General features: G+C 54.5%; 19 protein-coding genes. 15 read left to right on the top strand and 4 right to left on the bottom strand.

The features are described from left to right. Positions 1-2 precede the first annotated feature (2 nt). The 10 genes from R5C80_RS01510 (at position 3) to R5C80_RS01465 (ending at position 9,842) form a co-directional block, all read left to right on the top strand. Complete coding sequence (locus R5C80_RS01510; protein WP_319049536.1) at positions 3-1,298, top strand: hypothetical protein; 1,296 nt, start codon at positions 3-5, stop codon at positions 1,296-1,298. Beyond that, the gene (locus R5C80_RS01505) at positions 1,279-1,938 is read left to right on the top strand and encodes a hypothetical protein (protein ID WP_209418795.1); all 660 of its coding nucleotides are present in this window, start codon (positions 1,279-1,281) and stop codon (positions 1,936-1,938) included. The genes R5C80_RS01510 and R5C80_RS01505 overlap by 20 nt, the downstream gene beginning before the upstream one ends. Beyond that, positions 1,935-2,639 (top strand): transglycosylase SLT domain-containing protein, encoded by a 705-nt coding sequence (locus R5C80_RS01500; RefSeq protein ID WP_209418796.1) that lies wholly within the window; start codon positions 1,935-1,937, stop codon positions 2,637-2,639. The genes R5C80_RS01505 and R5C80_RS01500 overlap by 4 nt, the downstream gene beginning before the upstream one ends. Further along, positions 2,611-3,414 (top strand): sel1 repeat family protein, encoded by an 804-nt coding sequence (locus R5C80_RS01495; protein ID WP_319049535.1) that lies wholly within the window; start codon positions 2,611-2,613, stop codon positions 3,412-3,414. The genes R5C80_RS01500 and R5C80_RS01495 overlap by 29 nt, the downstream gene beginning before the upstream one ends. A 9-nt stretch (positions 3,415-3,423) precedes the next feature. Further along, the gene (locus R5C80_RS01490) at positions 3,424-4,317 is read left to right on the top strand and encodes a TlpA family protein disulfide reductase (protein WP_209418798.1); all 894 of its coding nucleotides are present in this window, start codon (positions 3,424-3,426) and stop codon (positions 4,315-4,317) included. Further along, positions 4,314-5,720 (top strand): hypothetical protein, encoded by a 1,407-nt coding sequence (locus R5C80_RS01485; RefSeq protein ID WP_319049534.1) that lies wholly within the window; start codon positions 4,314-4,316, stop codon positions 5,718-5,720. The genes R5C80_RS01490 and R5C80_RS01485 overlap by 4 nt, the downstream gene beginning before the upstream one ends. Then, complete coding sequence (locus tag R5C80_RS01480; RefSeq protein ID WP_319049533.1) at positions 5,713-7,761, top strand: hypothetical protein; 2,049 nt, start codon at positions 5,713-5,715, stop codon at positions 7,759-7,761. Before R5C80_RS01485 ends, R5C80_RS01480 begins: the two co-directional genes overlap by 8 nt. Positions 7,762-8,013: 252 nt before the next feature. Further along, entirely contained in the window at positions 8,014-8,802 is a 789-nt protein-coding gene (locus R5C80_RS01475) for a hypothetical protein (RefSeq protein ID WP_319049532.1), read from the top strand. Further along, positions 8,799-9,347 carry a hypothetical protein gene (locus R5C80_RS01470; protein WP_319049531.1) on the top strand — a complete coding sequence of 183 codons (549 nt, stop codon included), beginning with the start codon at positions 8,799-8,801 and terminating at the stop codon, positions 9,345-9,347. Before R5C80_RS01475 ends, R5C80_RS01470 begins: the two co-directional genes overlap by 4 nt. Before the next feature lie 57 nt (positions 9,348-9,404). Continuing rightward, positions 9,405-9,842 (top strand): hypothetical protein, encoded by a 438-nt coding sequence (locus tag R5C80_RS01465; RefSeq protein ID WP_010794286.1) that lies wholly within the window; start codon positions 9,405-9,407, stop codon positions 9,840-9,842. Between the two features lie 58 nt (positions 9,843-9,900). Here the strand turns inward: R5C80_RS01465 and R5C80_RS01460 are convergent, their stop codons facing one another. From R5C80_RS01460 to R5C80_RS01450, 3 genes are read right to left on the bottom strand one after another with little or no spacing between them, the layout of a single operon-like run. Continuing rightward, positions 9,901-10,476: a hypothetical protein gene (locus R5C80_RS01460; protein WP_319049530.1), complete on the bottom strand. Its 576-nt coding sequence runs from the start codon at positions 10,474-10,476 to the stop codon at positions 9,901-9,903. A 7-nt stretch (positions 10,477-10,483) separates the two neighbouring features. After that, positions 10,484-11,536 (bottom strand): ParM/StbA family protein, encoded by a 1,053-nt coding sequence (locus R5C80_RS01455; protein ID WP_319049529.1) that lies wholly within the window; start codon positions 11,534-11,536, stop codon positions 10,484-10,486. Positions 11,537-11,545: 9 nt separating this feature from the next. Continuing rightward, entirely contained in the window at positions 11,546-12,427 is an 882-nt protein-coding gene (locus R5C80_RS01450) for a hypothetical protein (RefSeq protein ID WP_319049528.1), read from the bottom strand. A 799-nt stretch (positions 12,428-13,226) separates the two neighbouring features. On the opposite strand from R5C80_RS01450, the gene R5C80_RS01445 reads away from it, so the two are divergent. Further along, a complete protein-coding gene (locus R5C80_RS01445) occupies positions 13,227-13,517 on the top strand; it encodes a hypothetical protein (RefSeq protein ID WP_319049527.1) in 291 nt (96 codons plus the stop codon). A 219-nt stretch (positions 13,518-13,736) separates the two neighbouring features. Here the strand turns inward: R5C80_RS01445 and R5C80_RS01440 are convergent, their stop codons facing one another. Then, the gene (locus R5C80_RS01440; RefSeq protein WP_209418810.1) at positions 13,737-14,063 is read right to left on the bottom strand and encodes a hypothetical protein; all 327 of its coding nucleotides are present in this window, start codon (positions 14,061-14,063) and stop codon (positions 13,737-13,739) included. Positions 14,064-14,511: 448 nt separating this feature from the next. On the opposite strand from R5C80_RS01440, the gene R5C80_RS01435 reads away from it, so the two are divergent. Genes R5C80_RS01435 through R5C80_RS01420 form a run of 4 tightly spaced genes read left to right on the top strand, consistent with a single transcriptional unit; the run spans position 14,512 to position 17,473 of the window. Then, positions 14,512-15,243 (top strand): hypothetical protein, encoded by a 732-nt coding sequence (locus R5C80_RS01435; protein WP_010792884.1) that lies wholly within the window; start codon positions 14,512-14,514, stop codon positions 15,241-15,243. Further along, positions 15,225-16,595, top strand: a complete 1,371-nt coding sequence (locus R5C80_RS01430) for a hypothetical protein (protein WP_319049526.1) — start codon at positions 15,225-15,227, stop codon at positions 16,593-16,595. The genes R5C80_RS01435 and R5C80_RS01430 overlap by 19 nt, the downstream gene beginning before the upstream one ends. After that, the gene (locus R5C80_RS01425; protein WP_209418814.1) at positions 16,588-16,905 is read left to right on the top strand and encodes a hypothetical protein; all 318 of its coding nucleotides are present in this window, start codon (positions 16,588-16,590) and stop codon (positions 16,903-16,905) included. The genes R5C80_RS01430 and R5C80_RS01425 overlap by 8 nt, the downstream gene beginning before the upstream one ends. Then, on the top strand, positions 16,898-17,473 hold the full coding sequence (locus R5C80_RS01420; protein ID WP_319049525.1) for a hypothetical protein: 576 nt from the start codon (positions 16,898-16,900) through the stop codon (positions 17,471-17,473). The genes R5C80_RS01425 and R5C80_RS01420 overlap by 8 nt, the downstream gene beginning before the upstream one ends. Positions 17,474-17,483 lie beyond the last annotated feature (10 nt).

The raw sequence follows: 17,483 nt of genomic DNA, 5'->3' as shown, positions 1-17,483 counted from the left end.
CCATGAGCAACAACGAAGAAAAACCTTCCCTGAAGGACCTCGTCAATAAGATCAGCTCGGGGGTTGGCAACCTCGCACGTAAAAAGCCAGGACAGGACAGCGCCAGCCAAGGCACAGAGCCCACCATTGACCTTGGTTCGCCGGCCGCGAAAGAGCCGCCTCAGGCCGACGCGCCCGACGATAACCTGGAGCCGTTGGAACCGATCATTGCGGAAGAAGATGATCAGAAGCCCAGGAAGACCAACAAGCTTTCCCAACTCACGATGGGGCAAAAGCTGATTGCAGCGATCCTGGTCGTGGGACTTGTACTCTTCGCCAAAGGTCAGCTGGAGAGTTCCAGCACAAGCCAAGCGCCTTCTGAGAATGAAGCAGCGCAGGAGGCCCCTCCCTCCAGCGAGGATGGAATGGCCTTTGGTACAGAACCCGCCGATCACACCCAAGCAGAACCTGGCGCCCAGGATGATCTGTCTCTGCCTATTGATGGTCCCGGTCAAACTTCGAGCAGTCTCAGTTCTGAACCAGAGCCATTCCAAAAACCAACTGAAATCAGTTCGGCTCCTCCAGCATTCGGTGGGCTGGACCAGCCATTGAGCGAGGCGGCACCCCACACCACCGCATCCCCTGACCTGGGGGGCCCTGCTCCTGCTCCTGCTCCTGCTCCTGCTCCTGCTCTTGCTCCTGCCGCGGAGCCTTTCTCGCCGCATGAGGATTCGCCGGCAAATCCTTTCGGTGCTCAAGCACCAATAGCAAGCCAATCTGGGGCCGCAATTACCTCTTCAATTGGCGCGGAAAAGCAGCCCCCCGTTTTCGCTGGAACCCCCAGCGTCAACCCGGATAGTGCTCCCGTAAAGGAAGCGCCGAAAAGCAATGAGGCTTTGACAAAGGCTAACGCTGACATTGCCGCTCAGGCTGAAAAGATCTCAGCCCTCGAGCAGAAGCTCAGCAAGATGGAAGCCCAACTCAAAGCTGAAAAGGCCAAGCAAACCAAACCGGCTGTTCAGCAACGCATCACCAAAGCGCCGACAAGAACCCCAGTGGCGAAGTCGTCACCAGTCGCGATAAGCAAGGCTCGTCCGCGGATTTGTGTGAAAGCAGTAGCAGAGGCGGCCAGGAACTGCAGCACCTGTGTTGCACACGCCTTCATCGTGCACGCGGGAACAGAGGACATGGTTGGGCAAGGCGATTTCCTTGACGGGTACCGCGTTTCAATCGTGGGCGATCGCTTGGACCTGCAAGACAAAAACGGTCAAGTGGCCCACAAGTTCTGGAGTTCACCAAATGGCTGTAGCGCGATCTAACGTCCTCCGTCAGGTCTCACCGGATGAGCAACTCAATCTGGAGCGCCTGGCCGACGAGGTGAATCGCAGCTACTTCGGAAATTCCATCAACATTCGCCCGCGCTGGGGCATCCCCAGCGCCTGCGAGTCCCCAGAGCCTAAGACTGAGATCAATCATCTATCTCCACAGGAGCTGAAGGACTTGCAGGCGGGTGTTGAGGCCTACCACAAAAAAGATCTTCAACAAGCCAAAGCACTCCTGGAGCAGTTTTCACCTAACGGCCCAAGAGACGCAGCACTGCTGTACGTACGAGTGCTCACCCTGCTGAAAGATCCAACCTGGCCGGATGTGGCCAAATCGGTGAACAGAGTTTGCGACGACACGATCTACGTCGCCCCGGGCAGTATCGAAATGGTGAGCGGCGAGGAGTCGCTTCTGGTTCATCCGATCCTCTCAAGATCGGCCGGCACTGGAGCACCGATTTTCGTGATCCGGTACATCATCCATCACGAGATGGTTCACAAATTCCTTGGTACCTCCTCTACAGACCCTCACCCGGAGGCTTTTCGACGTCTTGATGCCTGCGCACGTGATCGTTCACGCGCTTTGCAGTGGCTGCGCAAGAACCATTTCACAACGATCGAGGATTCGGTCCGATGAGATGGATTTTGATTGCACTCCTGTGGATCACCTCGGCCACTGTCTCGGCTCAGAACTATGACTACCTCATCGACGCTACGGCAGCCAGATACGGAAATGATCGACTCGTGTTCCGGGCGATGGTGCAGAAGGAATCCAGGAAGCAGCCGTGGGTATTCAACGTAGACGGAGAAGGATTTTGGTTCCAAACCAAAGACCAGGCCGTCAATGCTCTGTGGGCGCTCACTTCCGCGCCCTGGCTTGTGAAGATCATCCCGGACAAAAACTCCAAAGCAATACGACGGTTCTTCCCCTCTGAACGAGCTGCAATGAGTTTCGCGAATAGCTATCAGCGCACAAGACAGGCCCAGGGCTTCCCCGCTCTCCTTCAACGAATGGATGACGCGAAAGAGGTTCTCGATGGGCAACTTCGCGTGCGCAAAGTCTGGCTACTCAATACCGATCTCGGAATCGCGCAAATCAACTACCGCTTTCACGGCAAGGGCAAGGCCTCTGTCCAGCAGTGGCTCGATCCTGCTTTCAATCTTGACTACGCAGCCCGCCATCTCACCGACCTGAAAAAGCGGTACGGATCAGATCTTCAAGCGGTCGGCTACTACCACTCCAAGACCAAGAAGTACCGGGACATTTACATGAAAGAGTTCATGCCGATCTATCACGAGGAGAGAGCCCGTGCGGGTATTTCTATTGCTGCTAAGTAGCCTGCTGATCAGTACCTCACTGAACGCAGCGGAGAAAGGTCCTTCAGAGGATCAGCGCGTCGGCGAAGGCCTGGTACTCATGCTCAAAGGGGAAAATCAGAAGGCCTGGGACCTTCTTTTCCCCGAAGCCAAAGCAGGCAACGTAACTGCGATGTACCACCTCGGGATGATGATGATGCGGGCAACAAATACCCCGGATCATTTGCAGAAGGCAAAGACCTTCTTCGAGGCAGCTGCCAAGCGTGGCCATAAGGGCAGTGAGGCAATGCTCCTGCAGGTACAGAAATCATTAGCTGCAGCCACGCCAGGCACCCTCCCCTCGATTGCCGGGAAAAGCGGCCTCCCGGTCCCGGCAGATCTGGAAGGAGCTAAACGGCAAGCAGAACGCATGAGGCAACAGGTTGGCCGTTTCATAGATCCGCTACGTGAAGCCGCTGCAGAAGTGACGATCATGTCGTTCGTGTCCGACAACTCGGATGCGGTCGAAAAGATTCGCTCTGCGATCGACGAAGTCCGGGCCCGTTTTGGTGATCGAGTAGACGCCCAGTTCTACGTAGTAATCGATCAGGCCACATGGGACCCCAAGCGAGTTTTTAATCAGCAATCCAGCCAACTGCCAATGTTGGGGTTCACCCCTGACATGGGTGGGCGGATTGCCAGCCAGTACGGTGTGCGAAGCACGCCGGCACTGGTCCTCATTCCCAAGAACGGACAACCCAGGGTGGTCAACAACCCTGCCTCATTGGTTGCCGATCTCACATCGTTCCTGAACTGAGGTCACCCTATGAACCACAAGCTCAAAATCGGGCTCGCCTTCGTCGCCGGCGCACTGATTTCCAACGCAGGCACTGTCATGTCCAACGTGCCCAATGGCCAGGATGTTCTGGCGGAAGCCTTGTCTTCGGCGCTGGATAAGGTGAATCGGACGGCTCGGGATCGTGAGAATGAAGAGCTCGACAAACTCCCGAACATCCTCGACTGCCAAAACATGCAGTGGATGAAAAACTGCACAGAGCTCAATCGAAATGCGAAGAAAAACCCGAACGCGCCTTTGCGAATCACCAATAACAAAGGGCTCGAGTTCAACTTTCAACCGGGAACTCCGAGTGCAGTCATTCGCCTACAGCTCGAGCAGTCCCCCGAAGCTGCCAACGAGTTGGTCAGCTACATGGACCAGACTTGGGGCCAGTACAAGCAAGCAGCGAATCTCTACCAGATGGCGATGTGGCAACGCGGCGACCTCCAACACATCAAGGGGCTTGACGCGGCCATGGAAGAGTCTGCGGCGAAGAAGCCCATCGACACTGACTCGTTGAGCATTTCGGTATTCACTGAATCCACCTGCCCTGTCTGCGACCGTCAGTTAGCCACTCTCGGCAGGCTGGTTCAGAAATATCCGAAGCTGAAGGTGCGAGTCTTCCAACTCGATCGCGATGCAAAGGTCTTCGCAGAGAAAGTGACCGCGCGTGGCTTGACCGGGCGGATGCTCAGCCAGGCTGAAAGAGACAACGTCACGAAGATGGGCATCACAGCCTGGCCCATCACCTGGATCGACAACATGAAAGTGAGCCGAAGAGAAACTTTGGTTGGCAACAGAACCATGAACCAGCTGGAGGGCCGGCTGATGGCTATGACCTACGTGAAAAATAACACCGTTGCGAAGAAGGACTCCAAATGAAATTCAACAAACTCGCCACCTTCTTTCTCGGTCTTTCCCTGGCCGCAGCTTTCACCACCGCTAATGCCGCCGATGAATCGGCGAACACCGATGGTTCAGATTCTCCCTGGTCCCGGCGGATGGACGATGTAACCGGTCTGTTCGGCGCCAAACTCTCTGGAAGTGCCGTAAACAAAGCCGGGCGAGGCGGAAGCGGAAGCTTTGACACTTTTACTCCATTTCAAGATAAGCAACAATTCATCGTAGGGGCGTACGGAGCTACCCAAGTCGGAGTAGGTTGTGATGGTCTGAATTTGGGGACAGTGCTTGACGGCCAGATTGGTCAGTACGGCGACATGGTCGAGCAGTTCATCCAGAACGCGCCGGCGCTCGCCATCATGTACCTCGCTTACAGCCAGCCAACCGTGAAATCGGTGATCGACGAGTTGAACGGGGTAGGCCAGTTTGGCCTTGATCTTTCGAACCTCACCTGCAGTGGTGTACGCCAGCGAGCCGACAAAGCATACGAAGAAAACATGCAGGTGATGGCTGAAGCTGACTGTACTGTCGAAGAAGGTTACAAATCTGCGAAATGCATGTCTGGAGACGGAATCACCAGCAGTCTCATTACCCGCATGAAAGACACCAAAAACACGATTAGCAGCCGAGCCTCATCCTTGATGAATGGCGTGTCTGGGATGACTGGTGGCCTGGTTGGTGTCAAAGGGGGAGGCTCTTCAAATGGGGGGGCGTCGGGATCAAGTGGCGGGAGCGCTGGAAATGGCACAGGTTCTGGTGCGGGCTCCCCTCCGCTGCCCACGAAGAATTGCGGCGCCAAGCCAGAGGATGGCAAAACCTCCCTTGTGCTGGCTGCATCTGAGCTCGGCTGTGAAGACATCAAGAAATATTCGGGCTTACTGCCAAATTACAGCACCGAAGAGGACGCGCATACGGTCACTCCTCGGACCATTTCGCTCGAAGATGAATCGAAGAAGCTGACTCAGGAGTACCAAAGCCTCTACGCGAACGTATATCAAGCAGACCCAGCAACCTTCGAACAAAGTGACGCTTATAAGGAGTTGGTGAATCGCGGCGGCATTGTTATCACCGAGACTGAATTTAAGTTCATGCGGAAACTGGGCACTACAAATCCCGCATTGTTTGCCAAAGCACAACAAAATCTCGCCACACTGGCCATGATGAAAGAGCTAGACGAGGTTATTTCCAAACTTGAAGTGGGGGTAATGACTGGGCTGGCGAACCAAGTTGATGACCAAGCAATAAGCTCCAATGATCAGGCTCGGTATTCAAATGCACTATCCTCACTTCGCAAAGAATATGAAATGCTCCAGAACAAGATCAAGCATGACATGGAGCGAAATAAACTAATCGAGCAGACAGCTAAGGCGGTAATAAATGGCTGATGTTGATGTCGATAACTCCGTCAAGGACTACGACTTCCTCAAGCTCGTAGATTCAAATTTCGCTGACCTGGTTGGTTACTACCTAGGTCTTTGGCAAGACTACCACACTCTTCTGGTTAACTCCGCTGGAGTTATTATCGGAGGTCTAGGTCTTGCCTGGACCTCCATCCTTATGATGAGGAGCCCTGAGGATAAGCTGAGGTCGGTTTTCACCGGCCTCACGGGCACCTGCCTGATGTTTTTGCTTCTTTCAGTCTCTACATTCACATTCCCCGGCACAGGTAGCTCTGTTCAAATGGCCCGGGGTGGGGGATGGTCGTTGACTATAGTCGGCAACATCTACGCAATCTTTAAGTCTGCACTTGACAAGGTCAATGAAGGAAAGATTACGGAAGATGCATTCAGCAGGGCTTACCACGTAACAAACCAAAACACCCTAAAACGTTTTGCTGACAGCCCTGTGTATCCACTTTATTCGGACTATTTGAATAAGTGCGAGCCTGCATTCATTGCTGCTAATGGGAAGTCTCCCGAAGCGTTAAGTGCAGGACGATATGTTGGATTCTTTGGCTCTACCGGAATCGGTGCAAATGAGATTGAGTTCGAGGACAGTAGAGGCTTTCTGGACAAGATCACGGGCAGTGGCGAGGCCAATTACGATAACCCTACCAACTCCACCTGGCTGAAGCGTGATGGTGGCAACGCAGTAGTAGAAGGTACAAAGAAGGGTATGGCTATGCTCGACAAGATCGAGGGTGATAGCAATCCTTATGACGGCACGAACCCACCCCAAGGCTTCGAGATCCCAACCGAAGCTTATTGGGTTCAGAAGCTTTTCCCTGACAAAGCTGGGGAAGTTGCTGACCAAGCATTGTCTCTTGACGCTAACGACTCAAAGTACAAAAAATACTTGAACTCGGGCTTCAAGGAAGCACCAACTACTGGCGGAAAGCAGAATTTCTATCCCAAGACCTGCAAAGACATGTTCTTGATGATCGATATGGCTCAGAGAAACTTTAACTCTGCCGTGCAAAAACATGCTCCCGCTTATCAGGAAAACTCATTCAGACGGGATGGTGATGATGCGGCGGCAATAATGCTAAATCACATACGGAATGAAGCCGCCCAGCGGAAAAAGGGACAGTCGGAGCTACTTACCTATGGTGGTATGTACTACCAAGATTCCGACGTCCGCGATCCTATGACCATGCTGTTCGAAAGCGGAACAACAAAGTTCATGGACATAGGCAAAACCTTCCGCGAATGGATGCTTACTGTAAAAATCCCTATGATGATAAACGGCGCTGCCATGCTCGCCGCACTAATGGGAATTACATTCCCCATCTTTGCAGTTTTCGGTATATTCTGGTCGACGAGAGTAATTTTCACCTCTGTCAAGATTATTGCTTTTTGCTTTATTGTTGCATTTGTGAATGATCTTTGCTTAACGATGGCATCCACAATGCTTGCAGTTAATGCTGAGACCATGCAAGGCTACAACATGGGCAACTATGCTCAAAACTCCACTCTATTAATATCGGCCGGAACTGGTCAATACATTATCTTTGTGGCGCTGACCGTAATTGAAATCATCTTCGCTAAACTTTTGCTCTGGGACGATGTTAAGAGTCTTGGAGGCTTCAACCCTGCCGGTGCAACTACCGGATTGGCGGCAACCGGCATGGCCGTAGTGGGAGCAGCGATTCGACTTGCGGGGGCCGCTACCGGAATTGCAGGTACAGCTGGGGCTCTCGCCAGTGGCGGCGCCAGTGCTGCAGGTGCCCCTTCTGGAGGTAATCCAACACCTGGTGGTGGGGGCGGTAGTAGCGGCGGTGGACCAGCGCAGCAGAAAGTACAAACTGCAGCCCAGGTTGCGGGTGGGATCGCCGGGGGGCTGGGAGGAGGTGGAGGTGGAGGTGGCCAAAATGGCGGTGGCACAGGTTCATCGGGTGCCAACGTACGTTTGGGAGTGAAAATTCCAACTCCGCAGGCTTCTCAGTCTTCCAAAGGCCAACGCTCGAGCCTGGATGATCTCATCTGATAGACCTAATCCTGCTCAGGGCCCATATTGGGCCCTTTTTTTTGCTTGAAATCCCAACACCGGGCGGTATAACGATCGCCATCCGAAGATGGAGAATGAACGATGAAGGGAAAAATGATGTTGCTAGCATGCCTCCTGGTAAGCGCATGCGGGAATGGGGAAGTCGAGAACAATGCGGCCGGGGTTGCCTCCACAGGCCAGGTGGATGGGCACCCAGACTGGAAAATGCCTAACTCAATCGTCTACGAGATAGTGAACAGTCCAAACAAGAAGGCTACGTATGGCTATGAATTCCGTGCCAAACGAACCAAGGACTGGGAATCGGAAGGGTGGACAGTTTGGGTTGCTTCCAACACCTACTCCGATGCAAAGGCACAGCTCAATAATGCCGGCCAAGCCGAGCAAAGCCATGTACGAGCTCGCCGTGAAGGACGGGCTATGTGGGATCTGAAGCTGCTCCTAAAAAATGCAGGGCTTCCGGTGTCCATCAATTATCTGTCGTATGGCCAGATGCCTATGTCCACTGTACGAACAGCTCAACGTGACCATGGCGTTGGGATGACATTCTTTGGAGACGAATGTGGTACTGGATTCCGGGAGTGTGTCGACCACTACTACTACTCGCCGGCCCTACGGCTGACTGAGCGCGGTAAGGTATCGTTCAAAGAGTGGCTCGCTCCTTACAGCTACTTCCCTGACAACGAGTGGGGCCAGATGAATCAACGTACGATGCTGGCACAGGGATTTGGTGCAGACGAATCGTCGGCGTTCTACGACTGGTGGCCAACGATGGTATTTCTGGTCAACCCTGACAATGAGGTCGTACGCGCTTGGCTTCCTCAAACCGGTAACGCCGCAACACCTCATACCATTCTTCGCGCTGTAGTGGAGGAAATGGACGTGGACCCGAAGACAGTCTCATTGACCGGAGCTCGCCCAGCCCAGTACACCACCTTCCCCAGCCATGCATACTTTGGCACCAGCATGGAAGACAAGGCGATCCAAGATATCGCCAAGATCCTTGAGGACATTTCAGGATGATTGGATCGCTTCACTTTCAAATCAAGCAAGAGTCGGTTCCCTGCTATGTCCTTGACATGGCTGGGAACCTGATTCGCCGCGCGGCCGTCGGTTCTCCACTTACGCTTATCCCCTACGCCGTTGAGTTGGTGACTCCGGCGGCGGAAGTGATTGCTCCACGCCCCTGGTCGATAACGCCTGAAACGGTAATGTCCCGTGTCACAAAGGTTGCTCCTCTGATGCCAGAGGTCGGCCGTGCCTACCCACGAAATTCGGTTGAACAGATCCTCATGCCGTTCGCACCTCAGGTAGAAACGGATGAGGCTGATGAATCGATAATTCAGGCTATCGACATGCTGCCCGGGTTGGATGAAGAGTCGGCCAAGGCGGTAAGAGAGACTCTTGCGATCCACGGTATCCACCCAATCCCGGTGAGTGGTAACTACAACGAGAATCTTCATCAGGCCCGCGCCGGCGAGATTTGCGTTGGGGAGGTCGTTAAGGTCGCAGATGGCTGGTTTTCAAACATGAAGGTGTACCGGAAAGCACTGGTTCGTTCTGCTTAGGTTACGGGTCCGAACGTGTGCCACCAGCCCAACACATGAAATTTTTTGGTGAATCCAATGCGCAGCATTCAGATGAACAACGACTTCGATTTCGATACGGACACCAGCTACCTTCAGCAAGACGATGCATTTTCGGTGAACGAAATGCTCTCGGAATGGCCTACGACCAAGAATGCGTTTGTGAAACGCCTGGCCAACACTTTGGGCCAGGGTGCGTATTTCGAAGCTCTACGCCTACAGGACTTCATGGACCTGGTTGGCTCTACGGCCGTCGCTCGACCGCGTGAGACTGTCACATACGAGGTTCACCTTCGCGATAGGGACACCCTGCTTGTCGACGTTGCCATCACCTCGATCGCCGGCACAAATCCCCCGATCTCCGCGGACAACGCTGGTTTCTTTAAGTACGCCCTTCGCTGGTTTGCAAAAGAGCGTCCGAAGATCAAGCTCTCTGCTCGAGCTGACGGCCTTTTCTGGGTTCACCTGCCCGAGTAATTTCAGATCAAAAAAAAGGCTATCGGGAGATCCAGATAGCCTTTTTTATTGCCAATTCTCAGAGGCCTATGTCTACTGATGCCATGGGGTCGGGCACGAATAAAGGAGCCGGCGGTTCTGGCGTAACGTCTTGCGGAGCAGACGATATAGCGCCAACGACCGAGTTCGCATTCCCCACTGGCTCATCAGGCCTGGGACTTACGGTCGGCTCAGCCACCCCAGCGGCAGCATCTTGACTCAGCACCTTCCGTGTAGATTCGGAGCACGATCTGGCAAGAGCATAATCTGTCATTGCCTGCATGACCGCTTCTGGAGCACCAAAGCTCAACGACACGTGGCGGTTGAGCATGTTGAGGAAGACAGTTTGCCGATTGCCATGCCCCAAGCCTTTGTAGAGGCGGAAGAGTTCGGGGTAGTAATCCTCTCTCAGAGTCATCTTCACCTCGACTGCGCGCTCGTCAGAATGCGCCGGCGGGGTGAAGTCACTCAACGTGACAGGCCACTGTTTCTGGCAGGCAGCTGAAATGCTGAACACCATCTGATTTCCGGCTCTGGGCCCATGTTGGCCCAGGGCTTCGATCAACGCATCGTGGTGGCCAGGGATGAGCTCCGCTCGGATCACGACTTTGCTCATCTGTGCGTTACCCCTGGCGGATCAAAGCATGCTCTTTGAAATACTGGCTGACCATGAAGCGGTAGTACCCGCGGACAATCGACTTGTCAGGGTCCTTTGCGCTGTAGATCGGGCAGGTGATGTGGCGCTTCAAGAGTGTGCGGCCAAGAACCGTAGTTCCACCGCCAGCGGCTACCATCCCTTTCAGGAAGTCAGTTGAGCCCCACAACTGCTTGATGAAGCGAGGGATCGTCTGATCGGTGAAAGCTTGGCGTGCGTGAAAGCTGATCGGTTCCATATCGATCTTGGTTCCACGCCAGATGAAGTGCCCTTCCCTCAGCCAGACATCCATCGTGTACTCATTGATCTGGTTGTCCAACGCGAAGTTTTTCGGAAGCTTGGCTCCTTTCTTCGTGATGAGCTCGTTCAGCTGTTCAGGGTTGCTCAGGGAGGTGTAGATCGCTTTGTGGATGTCAGAGACTCCACTGGATTCGCCGTATCGGATATCACTGACACGACCATTATTGAATTGCCCACCGTCGATGGTGCCGTAGCCGATATCGATGATGCCGTACTTACCCTTGACCATTTCGTTGGGATCAAGCGGGTTACCGTCCTCGTCCTCGAGTTCTGGATCGAACCATGGGCCAGCGAACTGAGGAAGGATCTTGACCAGCTCTGGATGGTAGCCGTCTTCTCGCGCCCACTTTTTCAGATCGGCCTCGAACTCAGCCGCGTGGGTGGCGAAGAATTCGGTCGGCAACCCTGTAGCGATGACGGGGTTCTTGATGTTCGCGTCCTTCAGTACCTTCAGAAAGAGCACTCGAATCTCGTCGGATTTGTAGAAGCTCGAGTCTGTGCTACGAGAGCGCGCACCCTCTTCCCTGCAATCATCACCCACCAGGTAGCGACGACCGTTCTTCGTGGTGAAGACTTCCCGACTCAGGGCTCCACCGAGACTGCTGCCGGCATAGGGAGCAACCAAGGATGGATATTCCCCGCTGGCAGCGTTACCGGCCTTGTAGCTCGTCGAGCCGTTGCCCAGATCTATGGCAACCAATTGCTCAAGCTTCATAGACATTAAATCCCCTCATGGTCGAAGCAACGCTTGAAAAATGCCCCGTAGTGCGAGCCATTCATCCATAAACGCTGCGATAGTTTTTTGTTGCCTAAGGATGCTGCCTGAGTGCTTACCCAGGTAGCAGTGAGAAATGACATCACTCGTGATCCACTGCGACGGCGGCCTCCTCTTTTGACGCTCTATTGCTTCAGCTACCTCACCAGGTGTTGGGTTTCGACCCAACGTCTTAGCTAGGCTCGCTTTCATCTCCGCGCGGAGCATGCTCCGTTTGAACTCTTCGATCGGCTCAGTTTTCCGGGCCCCTGTGACCCGATTAAAAATTCTGACCACCCTGAAGATCGGCTGCGATGGGCCCAGCGGATCACTTTGATCGACATCCTGGCGGCAGATGATCGACCTATATCGTACAGGCTGCCTGGCCTGGTTGAACTCGATTAAGGCCTCCTGAAGTTCTGAGTCGACCAACTCGAAACGGCCAATCAAGGTCTCAACCTTCGATGGAGCGCTTCTCCCCAACCGTTCAATCGAACCAACCCAAGCACTGATCACCGAGCCAAAACGATCGACGTCGATGTCTAGAGACATTTCCAACGTATGCGCCCATCGACTCACTCGTTCTGAAAAGTGGAGAAGGTCAGCCAGGTCGTTGAGAAATTCAGCTGTAAGCCGTTTCCCCAGGAGCGCAATTAGCAGGCCCATAACGTCAGGCTCGGCATCAGGAAGGATGACCTTTCGGTAGCTCTGCAGTCGTCCCTCAATCCGCTCATTGCACTTAAGGTAGAGCCGGAGAGAGCCAGCTGATTTTCGTGAGGTTCTCCATTTCCAGAAGGTGGAGAAGGTTCTCCCGTTTTGCTCAATTGGAAAACGTGAAAGAGCGATTTCAAGTCGCATGAGCTTTTCGGTAGCGGACCGGGCTGCGGTGCGCAATGAATCGAGGAGCCCCAGAAATGTCTCTGATCGCCGCCTTACCGAATGCTCGTACTCATCAACATACCCTTTAGCCAGGGCATCACGGATTTCCTTCTTCAAAAGTCACCCTACTGAATATTTTGTGTAATTTTCGGAAATTCTGGGCATTTTCTACTCCCCTTATTCGCCTCTAATAGGCCCTATCCGGCGCAAACGTCCCTTTCCTACCCCAAATCTCCCCCATTTCGCCCAGGAAGGCCCATTCCCCGCCCTTTTCCGCCCTGAGATCGATCTGAGTTCCGTTGCTGCAATGAGCCTGAAAAGCACCCGTAAATGCCCCTATTCGCCCTTTTAGGGCATTACCAGGCAAACACCGGCTTTCAAATCCCTTATCCCGCCCCAAAGCGCCATTTATGGCCCCGCGCGAACGCCTTCGAGAGACAGAATTTCGCAAAATGACCTCATCAGTAGGTTTTTTGGGTAAATTAGGCAAGCAATCCACCATTGAAACGGCAGGACGCGGGCCGACTGCGTTCCCCTATTTTTGGTTAAAACCCCGTCTAATGTAATAGTACGGATTTCTTAGGATTTTGCTTCTTCAAGGCACTTGCCCAATTTCCCAAATATGGAACGACTCTCCACCGTCCAGGCTGCTCACCACCTCCACATTTCTCGGCCCACCATGCGGAAACTGCGCAACACGGTCCTCCCTCCAGACGAGGTGTCAGGCAGTGGCAGGCCCTATTGGTACCGAAGCACGCTCGATAACTACCGAGCTGGCTTGGATACGCAGAAGGCCATTGCCCTATACATCAGATGCGTTGTTGACGGGATTGGGCTGGGCGATGACGTGACAACCATGCCCCTATTGAAAGACGTCCACTTAAGGGAGTACCGGCCAGCATCTGGAACCAGGACAGAACAGCTGATCGAGGTCCTCCATGAGATCCAGAGGGTTAAACCAGCTGCAGTGGTTCTCCCATTCCAGCAGGTGCTGACTCCCCCCGCCGCGGTGGTCACTGATCTGTGTTACGACCTCGGGATTGCCGTCGTACTGCAAGGGAAGGTCTGATGCCGCTTACGGGCGCACAAGTGGGCTACTTCGTGTAACCCATTCTGGATGGCCAAGGTCTTGCTGCGATGGCGAGCGCTGCCACGATGGCTTGTTCGGTTATCCAGCGCTGAAGGATTGCTGCCTACCCTAGTGGGCAGCCTGGTAAGGGGGACGTGGCGCTGTCATCAGGGTAGCGCCCTAGCTCCCCTCTATATGGGAAGCAGACCAAGGGCTCACTTAGTGCTTAGTGCTTCCGTTAATACCCGGTTTCGCACCAGCATCAATTGGCCGCGCACCGCAGTAGATGTTGCGAAGGGCACCAACCAGATGCTCTCCCCCGCCAGCTCTTTCATTCAGGTAAGCAACAATGAGGTCGAGATCTGCTGTATGGGTGTGGTCCATCCAAACCACCTCAGCGCATACATCGCCATTGTCCTGATAGACCAGAGCAATTATTGACGGGACATCGTCCACGCTTTCCACCAACCACCCCCTCACTCTCTGTGCGCCGAAGGCGTGATGCCCCGCTACAGCCTTCATTGCATCGCTGTGTACACCGATCATCAGTTTTGTACTCCCATTTACACATTCCCGACCTTAACGACGATCGGTGCAATTTCCAGCCAGCAGCTAAAACCAACGTGTCACGCACTGACGGTTTTCAGGCGCCAAAACCCTGATAAATACTGGCGTTGCGCCATATCACGGCTTTGACCCAGCCCACACAAACTAGGCGCGCATGTCACCAAATCGGCCTCGGACCCGCCTATTTCGCGGGATTTGAGCCACCTTTTTTGGGTTGCCTGTCCTTTTCTTGCCCCATAAAATCGCCGCGAACTACCAGCGGACAATCTGCGGATGGCCACTGGAGTTGGTGCAGTGACAGCTGAAAAAGCTGCACTCACTGTTTGAGGGGGGGGCCAATTGGCAATCAGCCGATTGGAGATTGTTGCGGTGTCGGCTTCCGACACCGCGACGCTTAGGACCGGCTGTTCTTGCCGGAGGAGGGGCCATGCGCTCACAGCGCAATAATTGGCTGACGGGATTGTCACGCGAGGAGTTCGCGCAGCTCGATCCGTGGGAAGTCGTCTGCCATCCCGAGTCAAGACCACAGTGGATCGCTGAGGTTCGTTCAAAGCTGCGCGTCAGCCTGACGGACGACGAGATCCTGTCCATCCTGCAGATCGGGCTCTACAAGGCCGTCGCTTCCGCGATCGAGCTTTATCAAGATGTCGAGCCTCATCAACGTGCTGCCCATATCATCGGCGCGGCTCTCAACTACATACGTTGGGACGGACGCGGAGATGTGCTTGCTGAAGTTCCTGGCAGCTCGGCTATCAATATGGGGGACCTGGTAACCGAACTTGGTCCTCGCTCCCATTCTCTTCAGTCCGACTACATGCTCGCGTCTGCACAGTTTTCTGAGGCGTTGGAATACGCACCTCAGTTCCTGGCTGATGGGGTCCTACTACCGGACGAGACCGGCCAAACCTGCCACCAATACATCGAACAGATCCGCCACCTTCTTTCTGCCCGTGAGCACCACATTCTACGGCTGGCTGTTATTGAGAATCAGGAGTCAGGCGCGATTGCTGAGATACTGAAGATCTCAAGAAAGCAGACATGGAAGGTACGTCGCGGCCTGAAGCGGAAGCTAGCTGAGATCGCCAGTGAGGCTGGTGCCTCGAAGGAGTTCATCCGAGCGGTTTCGACAGGAGCAGCCGAATGCAGCGCCAGTCAATAACCGAATTCCTCCATGAGAAGGTGTATCCCGAAATAGATGCAGTCTCGGCAGGCTTGCTCGACCACCTGAAGCCGACGAAGCTTCAGACCTCAGGGACATACCGGATGCTCTGCCCGGCCTGCGGAATGCATGAGGCCTTCCATCATCCTGGAACCCACTTGATCCATTGTCCGCGTAAGAAGAACTGTGGCGAGTCGACTTCGCTGTGGGACGTGATGGAGAAATCGGGCTACTCGAGGAAGGAGATCGTAGAGCGCCTATGCGAACTTGCCCGAGTTGCCCCCCCTTCGAGCAAAAATCCTGAAGGTCGTATCAATGGCTCCCCTGCCCCCCTCTCCCCAGGGCGCGCCATTATCCAAGCGACCCAAATCCTGGCCCGCAAGTACCCGGACCTTCTTCAGCAGCTGCAGACGGATCGTGGTTACAACGATGAGCAGATGGCCACGATGCGACTTGGCGTCTATTCGTCCCCCGAAGAGGTTCTGGCTTTACTCGAGGAGCGCGGTATCTCCCGGGATGTAGCCATCGCCAAGGGATACATCCTGGTCGAGGAGAACAACCCTTCGAAGTACCGGCGGACGATGAACAATCGTGTCATCGGTTACTGGCCGCATCCTGATGGGGACGTTCGTCTCTGGGGACGCCTACCTTCCGGCAAAGGCGATCGATGGAACAAGAAGTATATGTTCGCCGACTCGCTCAAGAAGGACACCCCGTATCTGTTCAGCATGAGGAAGCCCGGCCCCCTAATTGCGGTTGAGGGTACTTTCGACGGCTGGTCTATCCAGTTCATGGGGTTCTGGGGGACCGCTATTGGACAGGCTTCCATCAATGCTGGTCAGGCGGCCTTCATCGCAGGTGAAGGTGTCACCGAGGTGGCACATATGGTGGACGGCGATATCGCGGGTTATGAAGGCGGAATCGTCTCGATCAGAAACTGCGAAGCTGCTGGCATCGTCACGGCCATCGTCCCGCTCGGCCAAGGTATGGATGACCCTGATGCACTCCGAAAGGCTGGACGCACCGCTGAGTTCGAGAAGCTCATTGCGTCCAGGATGAACGCAGGTGAGTTCTTGGCTCGCATGTGCCACACCTATGCATCGGAATCTCCCCCGAACATTTCCGGCATTCGAAAGATCCACGCGATCGTCCCCATGCTTACCCCAGTTTCAACAAAACACTGGAAGGACTGGAGCCAAACCTTAGGAGTCAGTGACCCTAAGGAAGTCGCCGCGGTGCGCCTCCTTTCCTCACTGGTCGATGGTGGCTTTGATCTCGACGAGGCTCTTGCCTTGGTCCTCAAGCGCACAGGCTTCCGCATTACGCTCACACAGGAAACCGTCAATGGCTGAAGGAAAAGCAAGCAGCCCTGTTCGTCAAATCCTCACGTTGATCCTCTCGATCACGCTGGTCCTTTACATCGGCAAGATCTACCTCCGCACCCCGGAGTATCGACACGTTGAGGTCTGCTACCTGCCCCACAAGGCTGCCCATCTCTTCTGGGTTGATGTGTGGGGCGCTTTGGTGCCTGACGACACCGCTTCATATCTCAAGCACTCACGCGACCTTGAGGAATTCTTCAACTCCTGCGTCCAGCGCACTGCGCACTGGACCTGGCTCCGGTCTTTTGGCCCAAGCAACCAAGGTGACAACAATGGCTGATGAACGCAGCAACGAAGCTCTACACCCGACCAAAGAGGTTCGGATCACCGGCGAACGATCTGCAACCCTGGTGGGCATGGCAATCCAAGCCTCCCGCGTTGATACCACGATCCTCCAGATGAAAATGGCAGGCTCACCTGAGACTCGGCGCCGAGCAAATGAGGCTGCGGACCGATTCGAGCGCGCCTTGAACGCATTCGAAGCCGAAATGCGCGAGGTGAACAAGGACCTGAACCTCAACCGGAACGGCGGCGGGCAGTCCGCTCGATCCGCGCAACAGCCTGGCCGATCGAAGCAAGCCCCTAAACCCGTCCTGCAGAATGCGAAAAAGGGCGGAGAGCAACAAGCTCAAGCCCAGGGCACCGCCAAGGCAACTCAAACCGGTCAGCAGAAGCAAAGCAGCAGCGCCAAACCTCAGGCTCAGCAACCGAAGAACGGCGCCGGCCAAAAAACCAATAGCAAACCTCAACAGCCAGCAGGCGCGGCTTCCAAGCCTCAGAAACCTACTGCTCCAGCGGTGAAGGAAGCTACTCCGGCTCCGGAAGCAGCCGCTGAAGCCCAGGCATAAGAAAGGAGGG

The sequence above is a fragment of the Pseudomonas sp. On1 genome (assembly GCF_033783325.1).
This window is presented reverse-complemented; position numbering and strand designations above follow the sequence as displayed.